A 13298-nucleotide genomic window follows, 5' to 3' on the forward strand; every position below is an offset into this window, starting at 1 on the left:
ACTGAATCAAAATTAGACTAAATGAGTACTACAACATCGTCACTCTGGCTATTAGCAACCACACCGCGCTGTAATGCATCGATGAATTTCAATACCTGGGTTGCATCAAAACGAATTGGATTTCGCGGATGAGCAATCTCATCGCAGCCTAGACCAATGAACAAGCTCTGAGCTTTGGGTCTAGATTCTTTCGTTTTCTATCAACTTATGGATAAATTTCCTTCGTGAATATGCGTCGAATGTGAAGAGAGCCGCTATTGTATAGAATGCAGAACCGAGGCAGTTACTCTTGAGGCTGTTGGGTTATCTGCTGTGGTGCGCTGGCCGATTGAAATTTATAAATAATAATGTTGGGGAAGTGGACCGTGAGAATTCCGCTTGACTACTACAGAATCCTAGGGTTGCCCATTCAAGCAACTGCCGAGCAGCTACAGCAGGCGCATCGCGATCGCGCGCTGCAACTTCCCCGGCGCGAATATTCAGAAGGGGCGATCGCTGCCCGCAAGCAGCTGCTCGACGAAGCCTACTCCGTCCTGTCAGATGCGGAGCAACGCCGCGCCTACGATGCCAAGTTTTTGGCCAGCGCCTACGATACCCAAGAATCAGGAGCCCCAAAGGGGATTCGGCTGACCGATGCCGATCCCACTCTGGACCCCTACGCTCCCAGCATTGATATTCACGACTCTCAGCTCGTTGGGGCGCTCTTGATCCTGCTTGAGCTGGGTGAATATGAGCTAGTGCTAGAGCAGGGTCGCGGCTTTTTAGCACGCCACGCCAACCATCAAGGTTACGCCCCTCAAGAAGATGCGAACCGAGGTGACATTGTGCTAACGGTAGCGCTTGCTTCATTAGAACTTGGGCGCGAACGGTGGCACCAGGGCCAGTACGAAGCTGCTGCTGCTGCGCTCAGCGCAGGTCAAGATCTACTTCAGCGCGAAGGGGTTGTTCCCAGCATTCGACAGGAGATGCAGGCCGACCTTTACAAGCTACGCCCTTACCGAATTTTGGAGTTGCTCTCCCTGCCTGAGCAAAACCAGCTAGAGCGCCGCCAGGGTCTGTCGCTACTGCAAGAAATGTTGAACGATCGCAGTGGCATCGATGGATCTGGCAATGATCAATCGGGGCTGCATGTTGACGACTTTTTGCGGTTCATTCAGCAATTGCGGGGTTACCTAACCGCAGCCGAGCAGCAAGCCTTGTTTGAGGGCGAGGCCCAGCGGCCCTCAGCCGTGGCGACCTATTTGGCAGTGTATGCCCAGTTGGCTCGTGGGTTTGCCTACCGTCAGCCTGCACTCATTCGCCGAGCCAAGCATATGCTCATGCGCTTGAGTAACCGTCAAGATGTGCATCTTGAGCAAGCCGTTTGTGCTCTGCTGCTCGGCCAAACGGAAGAAGCAAATCGCGCCCTTGAGCTTAGCCAAGAGCAAGAATCGATCTCGTTCATTCGCGAAAATTCGCGGGAATCGCCTGATTTGCTGCCGGGGCTTTGTCTATACAGCGAGCGCTGGCTACAAAATGAGGTGTTTCCCCATTTCCGGGATTTGGCTCAGCAGCAAGCATCCTTGAAGGAGTACTTCGCGGATCAGCAGGTGCAAGCCTATTTGGAGGAGCTCCCCAGCGAGCCCGAAGTCATCCGCTCCCGAGAGCAGATGTCGGCTCCGACCTTGTCACGGGGTAGCTCAGCAGACTATGCCAGCAATGGCAGCACCAACGGTACTTACAACCGGCAATACAACGAAACGCGCGATCGCACTGACACGGTGAACCCAACCAGCCGCACAGCGACCATAGAACCCAATCGGCCCTTGGTTCCGCCTGCCGCTGAGGTGGGCGCATTACCAACTGCAGAGCGCGTTGCCCAGCTGTCGCCTGAAGGCCGTTTAACCAGTAATGCACCTCAAGGAGGCAATCGTCGTCCCGTTCCACCACCCCCCCTCGAACGACGCAATCCCGATGGGCTAAGGCTCACCCCGTCCCACGGTTCCGGGGGGGCATCGCCGAAACTCGATCGCTTGCTCTTCCTGATTGCAGTCGGAGTTTTGGGGCTATCGCTGGTGTTCTTTTTACTGAGCCGCATTGCCAATGCCCTGTTTGGGGGGCCTTCTTTGCAGGGCGATCAGCTTGCCATTAGTCTGATCGAGCCTCCAGTTGCCATTCCCGATCCGGCTACCGAGTCACCTGCTGCATCCACTGACCCCAACGCCCCTCTCTCTGCCGATGCCGCCCGTACCGTCGTGGATGGATGGCTAGCCGCTAAGCGCGCTTCCATGGGCGAAGGACACGACACGAGCCGTCTTAGCACCGTATTAGCGGATCCGTTCCTATCTCAGCGTATGGCTGCCGCAGAGGACGCCCGCATCACTGGAACCACCCAAACTTACCGTCACTCGCTGTTAGAGGTGCAGGTACTACCCAGCACGTCGCAAAATGCAGACCAGGCTCAGGTGAAGGCGCTGGTTGTAGAATCGCTTGATGGCGAGTCAGAGCGCTTGGACGTAACCTATCAAATGGTTCGCCAAAACGGCCAGTGGCGCATTTCAAGCATTGCAGACCTTCAAGTGGCACCGGATACCGGAGCAACTACCGCACCCGGTAACAGCGATTCTGGTGCTGGCACCGGAGCCGATGCCATGACGACACCCTCCGAGGGAGAGGGCTTCGCCAATCCAAGTGGGGCACCCAGTAACGGCATACCGCCCACTGCTCCCGGACAGCCCACTTCTCCCGATCTGTCGGAACCTGTGGGTAGCAGTCCTCAATAGCCCTTGCTCACGCTTGTTGTGAGCCCCATCTCCACACAATATCACCGCGAGTTTCAGAGCAAATTTTGCAGAAATGCACTCTAAAACTCGCGGTTTCAACGCTTTTCGGGCAGAACCTGCTGCTGACTCCACAAAACACTCTTAACCAAAACTCAGATTATTTAGAATCGTTGTTGTTGAGCCTGCTGTAATTGCTGAGCGGCGATCGCCGCCCACTGGGCATTTCCCTGAGCAGTGTAGAGATCGCGAGCGTATTGCAATACTTGTTGGGCTTCGGGGAACCGTTGCTGCTGCAAAAATGCCATACCCGCCGCATAGTAAGCATTGGCATAGGTTGGGTTAGCCTCTGCTGCTTGCCGAAAGGCCGCGATCGCCCCCTCCATATTGCCCTGTTGGTACCGTAGCGCTCCCAAGCTATAGTGAGCGGCGGCATAGCCAGATTTCAGCGCGATCGCCCGCTGAAATCCTTGTTCAGCCTGAGCAATTTGTCCCAATTCTTGATAAATTAACGCGGCGTGATACGGAGGTTCTGGCGCATTGGGGCTGAGCTGAGCCGCCCGCTGGAAGGCAGGCAACGCCGCTTGAGAATTGTCTTGCAGCCGATACACCAAACCCAAGTTGTAGTGGGCCATGCCTAAATCTGCATCGAGCGCGATCGCCCGCTGCAGGTATTGCTCCGCCAAAGGTAAGTTATTGCCCTCCAGCAAAGCAGCCCCCAAGTTGCCGTAGGCCAGCGCAAACCCCGGATCGGTCACCGTCGCTTGATAAAAAGCATTGGCGGCTTGCTGCAAGTCTCCCTTTTGCCGCAGCGCTAAACCCAGGTTGTAATGGGCTGGAGCGAGTTCTGGGTTGACCTGAGTTGCCCGCCGAAACGCAATGATGGCATCATCCACCCGCCCCAACTGGATAAACTGAATGCCCTGATTCAGGTCTCCTTCTCCCGGAATTTGGGTAGTCTGGGCCACCACTGGAGCCATCAGTGGGCTATTCGGCAGCGCGATCGCCCCTACCACACCACCCATCGCAACTCCGTACACCAACCACCACTTCAGGGAATGACGCATCACCAAAACTCCAATCACAACCTTACCTTACCGGGAATGCCGCCTAGGCAACCCCCGTCTCACCTCTAAATCCTAGTCTCCTGCCCCCATTTCTTTCACAAAGTCATACAGCTGATGCGCCATCTCTAACTTGCTCCCCAACGCAACAGCAACCTGCCGTCCGGTTCGATCCAGCAGGATGGCCTGATTGCGATCGCTCCCAAATCCACCATCCGGCTGATCAATTGGGTTAGCGGCGATCGCATCCAAATGTTTGCGATGCAGCTTCTCCAACGCAGGTGTGACGATGTCGCCGGTTTGAGCAGCAAAGCCCACAAGCATTTGATGGGATAACTTATCGCGGCTCAGTTCTGCCACAATATCGGGAACATCGGCCAGGGGCAATTCCTTGGGCAATGCGGCTTTGGGCAATTTAGCAGCATGAACTTCGGCCGGTTTTACATCAGCCACCGCCGCCGCCATTACAATCCAATCCGCCTTGGGCAGTTCATCCTTCATGGCATGGTGCATATCCTCAGCCGAAACGGTTGGCACCAGCCGCACATCCCGCAGAATTTGCAGCCGTTCGGCCTCCATTGGCCCATGCACCAGGGTCACCGCCGCGCCCCGATGCCGAGCCGCCAGCACCAGGGCAATGCCCATCTTGCCAGTCGATGGGTTGCCAATAAACCGGACGGGATCGAGAAATTCTCGCGTTCCGCCAGTACTAATGAGAATGTGCTTGCCAGCCAAATCACGATCGCCCTGCGTGTGGAACAGTGACTCGATGTAGCTCAACATTTCAGCAGGTTCGGCCATGCGTCCTGCCCCGGTGCGATCGCACGCCAACACCCCTTCACCTGGCCCAACCCCATGCATGCGCGGATCAGCCAAAATCTGTGTCCAGTTTTGCTGAACAGGCGGTTGCAACCACATGTCAGTATTCATCGCCGGAGCTAGCAGGATCGGACACGTCGAAGCCAGCACCGTATTGGTGAGCAAATTATCTGCCAGCCCATAGGCCAGCTTGGCCAGCGTATTGGCCGTCATGGGCGCAATCAGCATCAGCTCGGCCCATTCCCCCAGCTCAATGTGCAACGGCCTGCCGTGAACAGGTTGCCAAAAATCTTCATCCGTATAAGCAGCGTGGCGACTGAGCGTAGCAAAGGTGAGCGGAGTCACAAACTGCTGCGCCCCCTCCGTCAAAAGCACCCGCACCTCGGCCCCTGCCTTCGCTAAGGCCGACACCACCTCGCAAACTTTGTACGCGGCAATGCCCCCACTCACCCCAATCAAAACCCGTCTACCAGCAACCATAAGCCAAGCCAGAGCACTGTTGTTTCACCACAACTGCCCTCATCATAAAACCTGGCCTACCCTTCCTTCAGCGTGCACGAGATTCGTTTAGGACTTGGAACCCACCAACTGCGACTCCTGAGGGGCGATCGGTGCCGTCAGCGCTTCTTCCAGATCGGCTCGGCCTAGCCGCTGTTCCAAAATATTCATCACCTCGCGGCCAAAATCGTTGGGATTTCGTTGCCATGCCTGTAAGCACACTTCCCCAAAGAAGGACCCCAACGGCTCAGGATTCCACAGCAATTTTTGAACTGTCCAGGGTTTCACATTCATTGGATCGTATCCTGGCTTTAAAATCTCCTGTTTCAAGGCGTAATCTTCCAAATGGGTATGCGGTTGTAACCCAATGAAGAAGATGGCAGGTTCTACCTTATCGGCTCCAAAGATGGCTTCTAGCTCTCGGTGGTAAGCGATCGTTTGGCGAATGGTGTCAAAGGTTTCGTCAATCACGTTGAAGGAGTAGTTGACCGAAACTAAATCATTAAACCCAGCAGCTCGGAGATCTCGACAGTTTTGCAGCACCGTTCGCAAGTTGTAGCCCATCCGCATTTTGCGCACCAGCTCCTGCGAACCGCTGGTAATGCCGATCTCAAAATAGTTCATGCCCGTCTTCACCATAAGGTCGGCCAATCGCGGCGACAAATTATCAGCCCGAATGTAGGCAGCCCAGTGAATATCGGTCATGCCCGAATCCAGCACTTTTTGTAGCAGGTCCTCGGCATCGGCAATGAACCGCCGTGCTGGAATAAACTGAGCATCCGTAAACCAAAAGTTGCGAATGCCGCGATCGTAGAGCTGACGCATCTCTGCGACCACTTCATCCGCTGGGTTAATGCGAACCTGCTTGCCTTCCACCACGGTATACACACAGTAGCAGCAGTTATGGGGACAACCGCGCTTGGTTTGCACCCCAATGTAGAAGTCTTGATCTTGCAGGTAATATTCAAATTCGGGCCAAATGCTGGCGATATAGTCGTAATTGCACGCCGATTTTTCCAACGGGGCGGGTTGCTCATGAATCAACCGTTGACGAGGTGCTCGTTCCCCAACCACATAGCACCGTTCTGAGGAAATATCCTGTCCTCGCACGAGCTTTTCTAGCAGCGCTTCCCCTTCCCCAACCGAAACGATCGCCCCTTTGGGCAACGACTTTCCAAGCTGCTCATAGAAAACGCTAACCGCCCCGCCCCCAATCACCAGCTGAACATTGGGGGTGTAGCGCTCGGCTCGACGAGTTCCCCGCTTGATTAAGCCGAGATTGCGCCAAAGCTCGCCGTAGTAGCTTTGGGCAATACGGGTCAGCCCGACCGCACCCCGCGCCTTCACCAAAGGATTACGCGAGTAGAAAAACTCGAAAGTGTACTGGAGCGGATTGCCACCCCGTCCACCAACTGGTGCATAAATTTGAATATCTCGCCACGAGAAGACCAGATGCGTTGGCTGAAACTCGTCAACGCAGCGATCCAGTGCCGCCGAAAAATCTAGCGGTGGCACCGTTCCCAGATCAAAAATACGCTGTTCTACCTCGGGAAAAACCTTATGAATGTGGTCGGCCAAATAAACCACACCAATGGGGAAGATGGGATTGCAGGGAAGCCGAACGTAGAGGATACGAGCCATCGCAGTACAACTCTGGTGGGGAGTAATATCAAGTTCTGCTGAGAGTTCTCAGATTTCGATTCACATAACTTCACCATAGCACTGTGAATAGGAGTTACGCACTTTCGCTACTGGGTTCGCAGTCCCCGATCCTGCAAATTCGAACATGCTGCAAACTTTACTTTAAAGGACGACGCACTTCATCCGAAAAACCAGGGGGTTGAATGATGTTTGGGCGCTAAGCACCCAAACATCATTCAACTGCGTAAGCTCTGTTTTAAGTGGATGATGCGATCGCCCCGCCCATTTTCACGCAACCAAACACAACAGCGAGGCCGCGTTTGTATCACGACCTCGCTGAATTTTATCGTCACCATTAACCAGGCCAATGGTCCCTAGGGGAACACATTGCCTTCGCCGGTAAACCCACCCGTAATAGAGTTCGGGCTATTGAACGGTGTGTTTTTGAAGTTGCTATTGTTGACCGTCAGGTTTGTCTCTCCATTCAAGTTTGCGATCGCTCCGCCGCCAATTCCGGTATTGCTGGTGGAGTTGTTAATAAAGTTGGCGTAATCAATCACAGAAACACCGTCATTGAGAATACCGCCACCACCCGAGCCAGCAGAGTTGCCGTTGAACTGAATCAAATTATCCGCAACCCCAGCGACATTGAGCGTCCCCAGGTTGCGAATTCCGCCGCCAAATTGGGATGCAGAGTTGCTGTTAATTTGGGTATCGCCTTGAATGGTAACGATACCGCTGTTGTAGATGCCTCCACCGTTGGCAGCAGTATTTCCGGTTAGGATCACATCTTCCAGGGTGAGGTTTCCTTGGTTTAAGATGCCACCGCCGGTTCCAGTCGAGACCGATCCATTGGTAATCGTCAATCCACGAATCACCACAACCCGGTTGGCATTGACTGTAAAGATGCGGAACTCGTTTTCGCTTGCCCGCTGAATGGTGAGATTGTTGGCTCCCAAACCTTCAATAATCACATTCCTGTTAATAACAGGTAGGGCAGTGGCCAAATCAATCGTTCCCGACAGATTGCCGGCAAAGGTAATAGTGGGCGTTGCGATCGTGGCATTGTTGGCAGCGATGATGGCTTGCCGCAAGGAGCCAGGCCCTTCGTCGTTGAGATTGGTAACGATGCCGTCATCGTTCACAATGGTTCCTGTTGCGGTATTGTTGGCACCCGCAACATAGCCTGCCCCATCGTTGAGCGTGAGAATCACCGTTTCGTTGGCTTCGATAGAGTTAATGTCTGCAACCGGAGTAAGCGTGAGCGTGGCAGCCGTTTGCCCTGCGGCGAAGGTAATGGTTCCGGTACCCCCAGCAATGGTGCCACCCGTAACGGTGTAGTCGCTGTTAAAGCTAGCCGTTCCTTCCACATCGAAGCTAACCGTCAACGCTTTGTTGAGGAAACCACTCCGGGTGAAGTTAAACGTGAGAGGCTGTCCGCTATTTTCTAATCGAGATGCCGGAGCTGCGATCGCCAAGGCAATGGTGGCATCATCATCGGTAATGGTGCCGCGCACTTGCCCAGTCGTGGTGATGATGTAGCCCTCACCTGGGGTTAGTTGCAATCCCACCTGCTTGGATGCACTGGGCGTAGAGTTGGCAATGGGTTTCACCAGGACTGTCTTACTCGTTTCACCCGCGAGGAAGGTTAGTATTGCTTGGTCTCCGTCTACCTCTAGCGCACCGGCCTGGGGAGATTCAATGGTGTAGTCCGTATCAACCGCTGCAGTACCTAACAGGTTGAAGTTGACAGCCAAGTCTTCGTTCAAGAACCCAGTGCGGGTAAAGGTGTACGTAAAGAACTGGCCACTATCTTCTAGAAGCGTTGCCGTACCAATACTGAGGGCGATCGCTGCATCGTCATTACGAATGGCTCCTGCTGCGCTGGTAGGGCCTGCTAGCACATATCCCGGCCCTGCTGTCAAACCTAGGATGACGGTTTCATCTGGCTCGACTGCATTGTCAGGTCTCGCCGTAATCGTAATCGTCTTTGTCGTTTCATTCGCAGCAAAGGCAATCGTTCCCGACGTTGCACCAAAGGTGAACTGGGCAGCATTGGATGCAACGGTGTAGTCAGTTGTTGCCAGGTTGTTAAAGACCGCGGTGCCACCCACCGAAAAGTTGACCGTCAGCGCCTTGTTGAGGAACCCCCCCCGAGTGATGGTGTACACCAATGTTTGGGCGCCATCTTCAAAAATAGCGGTCGGAGTGGCAAGGGCAATCGAAACGCTGCTCTCGTCATCTACAATCGTGCCCTGGACAGCGCCAACCGTGTTGGACACGTAGCCTGTGCCAGCCCCTAGGGTTAACGCGACAGTTCGATTGGCTTGCAAGACTCCGTTGGCGATCGCCCGGATTCGTACTTGTTTTTGGGTTTCACCAGCCAAAAAGGTGACGGTTCCAGCCGACTGAGCGTAGGTTACCCCTACCCCCAAATTCGTCACTGTGTAATCTTTGCCAGCGCCAAATTGAGCATTGCCACCAACGGTAAAGTTAACCGTAGTTTGCCGATTTAAGCCGCCACCAGTACGGGTAAAGGTGTAGACCATTTCAGCCCCACTGTCTTCCAGAACGCTGACCGGCGCGATCGCCAAGGCAACCACCGATTCATCGTCAACAATGGTGCCCGTCGCGCTATTGTTTTGTGTGCCAACCACATAGCCACCACCTGGAGCCAACGCCAGCACAACCGTTTCATTGGCTTCTCGAATATTGTCGACAATACCCTTAACCCGAATTGTGGTCTGGTTTTGCCCTGCAGCAAACGTGACAGTTCCGGCGTTCCCCGAGAAGGTTCCTCCCGTTGTGGAATAGTCCACCCCGCGAGTGGCCGTACCGCCAACCGTGAAATTGACCGTGAGGGCATTGGCCGTGTATTGAGTACGGGTGAAGGTGTAGACCATTTCAGCCCCACCGTCTTCACCAATGTTTGCTGGGGCAACCGTTACCGTTACCGGAACCGGCGAAGGCGCAATGTTCACCGTAAACGAACCCAGCGTAGCAGCTGGTATCGAATTGCCGCTGGTATCAAAAACTTGATTGGGTCGAAGGCGAACACTATATGTTCCGTTGTCGTTTGCATCCCACGAGTTGCCAGGGCCTGTGAGCCGATAGGTCACGGTACGCGAAGCCCCACTACCCGTAAAGCTCACGAATTGAGCATTTTGCTGGAAGTTGTTGGGGCCTACAATGAAGATATCGGCATTGTTGAAGCTGCGGACATCAAGCCCACTGAGATCGACATACTGAATTGTGAACGTCTGTGATGGGCGAGCCGTGTTAATGTTCGCGATCGCAAAGTTGGCAAATGTTGGCGCAACAGGATTCAACGGAGGAGGCACAGCTGCGACAAAATCTGCCGCCGTAATCGAGTTACGGTTAGTATTTTCGATCACAGCCAAAAACTGGCCAGCAGCACCAATGCGAATCACCGTGGAGGACGCAAAAGCACCCTGCCCTTGCGTAATCGACAGATTATTAAAGGTCAACCCACCGAGCAAGCCAATCCGATCGACCCCATCCTCAAACCCGCGAATAATATCAGCGTCGGTAATTAGCGCACCGCCACCGCCAGCGATAATGCCGTAGGTATCGGCACCTGGGCCACCAACCATCAAATCTTTGCCAGCACCACCAAACAAAAAGTCAGCATTGTTGCCGCCGAGCAAGGTATCATTGCCAGCGCCACCGATGAGGCTGTCATTGCCATCTCCACCAGAGAGGAGATCATTCCCATCTTCACCAAAGACGCGATCGTTGCCAGCGCCAGCGCCCACCGTATCATTGCCAGCGCCGCCTCGCACAAAGTCGTTTCCGGCTTCACCGTAGAGTTCGTCGTTACCTCCCTCACCGCGAATCAGATCATCTCCAGCACCAGCCAAGATAATGTCGGCTACTGTGGTGCCTATTAAAAAATCAACTAACTGGGTTCCGATCAGAGTGGCCATGGATATTTTTTAAGTAGAAAAGTGGACTAGACTCATCCCCAAAAGGTCAAGCCAGGGAAAGAATGCACATCAGAAAACGAATTGTTGCAAAAGCTTTGCACCGAACGATCGCCATTTGATAGAGGGGCTGCTAGGCGATGACAAGCCAAGGTGACAATCAGATGGACTGAGCTTACTTTGGAGGTTCAGCATTTTCCAGGGCTTTTACAGCAATTACCTCATGGTAATTACACTGTACAGAGCTTCCTTGAGTAGACTCAGTGTATCTATTTATACCACCGACTTTTTGGCAACAGCTTGAAGCTAGGATGAATTTTTGTTTATCTATGAGTTGATTTGAGAAGGGATGACTTCTAAGTTGCGACAAGCAGTTGACACACTCGGGAACCAAGCTAGCAAGAGGTCATTGAATAAAAGTTGGTATTGGAATTGGAATTGGAACACACAAGCAGTCCAAACGTAGCAATCGTCCTGATGGTTATAGCAATACTACGTAATGCTACAGGGGAAGCAGCCCGTGTTTTAGCGCTGCCTTAAGCGATATTACCCACAATTTGCTCGTCTGCCCTCACTTCAGCTCTCAGAATTATTTCGGAGGTTGGTTGAAGGCTGCCGGAATGCCGAATGAGCTGGGAGCAGCGCCTGACTTTTTGACACATGAATGATTGCGCAGCAAAGCCACGCAATCATTCGTGCAGGGGATTTAGCAAACGCTATTTCCCAATGCAAAATCGACTAAACACGAGATCCAGCATGGATTCGGTAACTTCTTCACCTGTGATTTCACCGAGGGCTTGAATGGCACTACGGAGATCGATGCTCCAAAAGTCGAGCGGAAGCTGTTGAGTAATGGTGGTATGCACCTGTTGCAAAGCAAGCTTGGCTCGCGTTAAAGCTGCGGCTTGGCGTTGGTTAATCGCAATATCTAAATTGGCGGCCTGCAAATGCTTGGCCTGTACTGCATCCAAAATTGCCTGCTCTAACGTGTCAATTCCTTGCTGTTTGGCGGCTGCGGTGGGAACAACCGCCAACGGGGTAGACGGCAGATGGTGGTGTAGGTGTGACACCTGCTCTGCCGGAAGCAAATCGGTTTTGTTAATGACCAAAATATGAGGGCGATCGCACACTTGGTCATAAATTATCTGATCATCGTTGGTCCATTGGGCCTGCGCGTCGATCGTAAACAGCACCAAATCAGCAGACTGAGCCGCTTGCCGCGATCGCTCTACGCCAATTTTTTCCACCTGATCCGCAGCATCGCGAATCCCAGCAGTATCCAACACCTGAACGGGAATGCCACCCACCACCAACTGCGATTCCACCACATCGCGGGTGGTACCGGGTAAATCGGTGACAATGGCGCGATCGCTACGGCTCCATGCATTGAGCAGGCTCGATTTGCCCACATTGGGACGACCCACGATTGCCACTTTCAGGCCAGTTCGCAGCAATTCACCCCGATCCGCCGTTTGCAAAATCGCCTCCACATCGACCAATACAGCCATCAGGCGATCGCTCACCTCGGCTTCATCTAGCGGTGGTAAATCGTCCTCAAAATCAATGCGCGCTTCCACCTCTGCCAAAATATCCAAACAGGTAGCCCGCAATTGGCGAATGGGTTGCGCCAGCTTTCCCTGTAGCCCAGCCAGAGCGGTTTGTGCAGCTTGGGGCGATCGCGCTCCAACCAAATCGGTAATTCCCTCAGCCTGAGTCAGGTCAATCCGCCCATTCAAAAAGGCCCGCAGCGAAAACTCGCCCGGTTGGGCTAAGCGGGCACCCTCTTCCAAACACAACTGCAAAACCTGCTGCACCGCCATAATGCCGCCATGGCACTGAAATTCCACCACATCTTCTCGCGTGTAAGATCGAGGAGACAACATCAGCATCAACAGCGCTTCGTCAATCACAGCTTGGCTTTTGGGATGCCGTACCTGCCCATATAAGATGCGGTGGCTTTCCCAAACTTGCTGCCCCGGAGCATGAAACAACCGCTGAGCGATCGCCACGGCTGCAATGCCCGACATCCGCACAATACCAACACTGCCTTGCTCTGGCACAATCGCTGTGGCGATCGCCGCAATCGTTTCGTTTTGGTAAATCGCCTTCGGCAACAAACCGACCTCTCCAACGTGAGTGAAACCAGAACCCAACTTCATTTTAGGAATGAAATATCCTCCTTTCAGGGCTTACGGACTTCATCCAAAATGCTTATGGTGTTGAATAGTTTGGCATGGCTCAAGGTTCATTCCACCATTACCCAACTGCACAACTTCTACCTCTATGCGCCCGGTTGCGATACGGGTTGGGAGTGCTCAACCTCTACTCCAGGCCCTGTGTGTTCATACGTATTTACTCGCTGCACAGAGGAATCGTTACCAACTTATAAGTCCTGAGTTGAGCACAAGTTTTCAAAAAAGACTGATTCGCCTCAGCGGAGCGATCGCAATATCCCTGAGAAATTTTGTAGAACTTTTGATGAGCCAATCGGTCGTGTTTCAAATGTGTGGTTATTGGTTGTGGAAAGGGTGCGATGCACCCTTTACACAACCAAAAAACACACGTCGAGAAAA

The 13298-nt window shown here is 53.3% G+C and carries 6 protein-coding genes; 1 reads left to right on the top strand and 5 read right to left on the bottom strand.

What is annotated here, in order from left to right:
* The first annotated feature begins 365 nt into the window (after positions 1–365).
* Positions 366–2762 (top strand): IMS domain-containing protein, encoded by a 2397-nt coding sequence (locus ACQ4M4_RS23335; protein ID WP_430686876.1) that lies wholly within the window; start codon positions 366–368, stop codon positions 2760–2762.
* A 161-nt stretch (positions 2763–2923) separates the two neighbouring features.
* Here the strand turns inward: ACQ4M4_RS23335 and ACQ4M4_RS23340 are convergent, their stop codons facing one another.
* From ACQ4M4_RS23340 to mnmE, 5 genes are all read right to left on the bottom strand, one after another.
* Positions 2924–3826 carry a tetratricopeptide repeat protein gene (locus ACQ4M4_RS23340; RefSeq protein ID WP_430686877.1) on the bottom strand — a complete coding sequence of 301 codons (903 nt, stop codon included), beginning with the start codon at positions 3824–3826 and terminating at the stop codon, positions 2924–2926.
* A gap of 72 nt (positions 3827–3898) precedes the next feature.
* A complete protein-coding gene (gene coaBC, locus ACQ4M4_RS23345; RefSeq protein WP_430686878.1) occupies positions 3899–5122 on the bottom strand; it encodes a bifunctional phosphopantothenoylcysteine decarboxylase/phosphopantothenate--cysteine ligase CoaBC in 1224 nt (407 codons plus the stop codon).
* A gap of 87 nt (positions 5123–5209) precedes the next feature.
* Positions 5210–6781 carry a photosystem II high light acclimation radical SAM protein gene (locus ACQ4M4_RS23350; protein WP_430686879.1) on the bottom strand — a complete coding sequence of 524 codons (1572 nt, stop codon included), beginning with the start codon at positions 6779–6781 and terminating at the stop codon, positions 5210–5212.
* Positions 6782–7155: 374 nt separating this feature from the next.
* Positions 7156–10728, bottom strand: coding sequence for a Calx-beta domain-containing protein (locus ACQ4M4_RS23355; protein ID WP_430686880.1), 3573 nt, complete (start codon positions 10726–10728; stop codon positions 7156–7158).
* A 713-nt stretch (positions 10729–11441) separates the two neighbouring features.
* Entirely contained in the window at positions 11442–12839 is a 1398-nt protein-coding gene (gene mnmE, locus ACQ4M4_RS23360; RefSeq protein ID WP_430686881.1) for a tRNA uridine-5-carboxymethylaminomethyl(34) synthesis GTPase MnmE, read from the bottom strand.
* Between the last annotated feature and the right edge of the window lie 459 nt (positions 12840–13298).

The sequence above is a fragment of the Leptolyngbya sp. AN02str genome, from assembly GCF_050565595.1.
GTDB lineage: Bacteria > Cyanobacteriota > Cyanobacteriia > Elainellales > Elainellaceae > Kaiparowitsia.

Excerpts from the sequence above, each read along its gene's own strand:
- ACQ4M4_RS23340 (WP_430686877.1), bottom strand. The coding sequence starts at position 3,826 with ATGCGTCATTCCCTGAAGTGGTGGTTGGTGTACGGAGTTGCGATGGGT.
- coaBC (WP_430686878.1), bottom strand. The coding sequence starts at position 5,122 with ATGGTTGCTGGTAGACGGGTTTTGATTGGGGTGAGTGGGGGCATTGCC.
- ACQ4M4_RS23350 (WP_430686879.1), bottom strand. The coding sequence starts at position 6,781 with ATGGCTCGTATCCTCTACGTTCGGCTTCCCTGCAATCCCATCTTCCCC.
- ACQ4M4_RS23355 (WP_430686880.1), bottom strand. The coding sequence starts at position 10,728 with ATGGCCACTCTGATCGGAACCCAGTTAGTTGATTTTTTAATAGGCACC.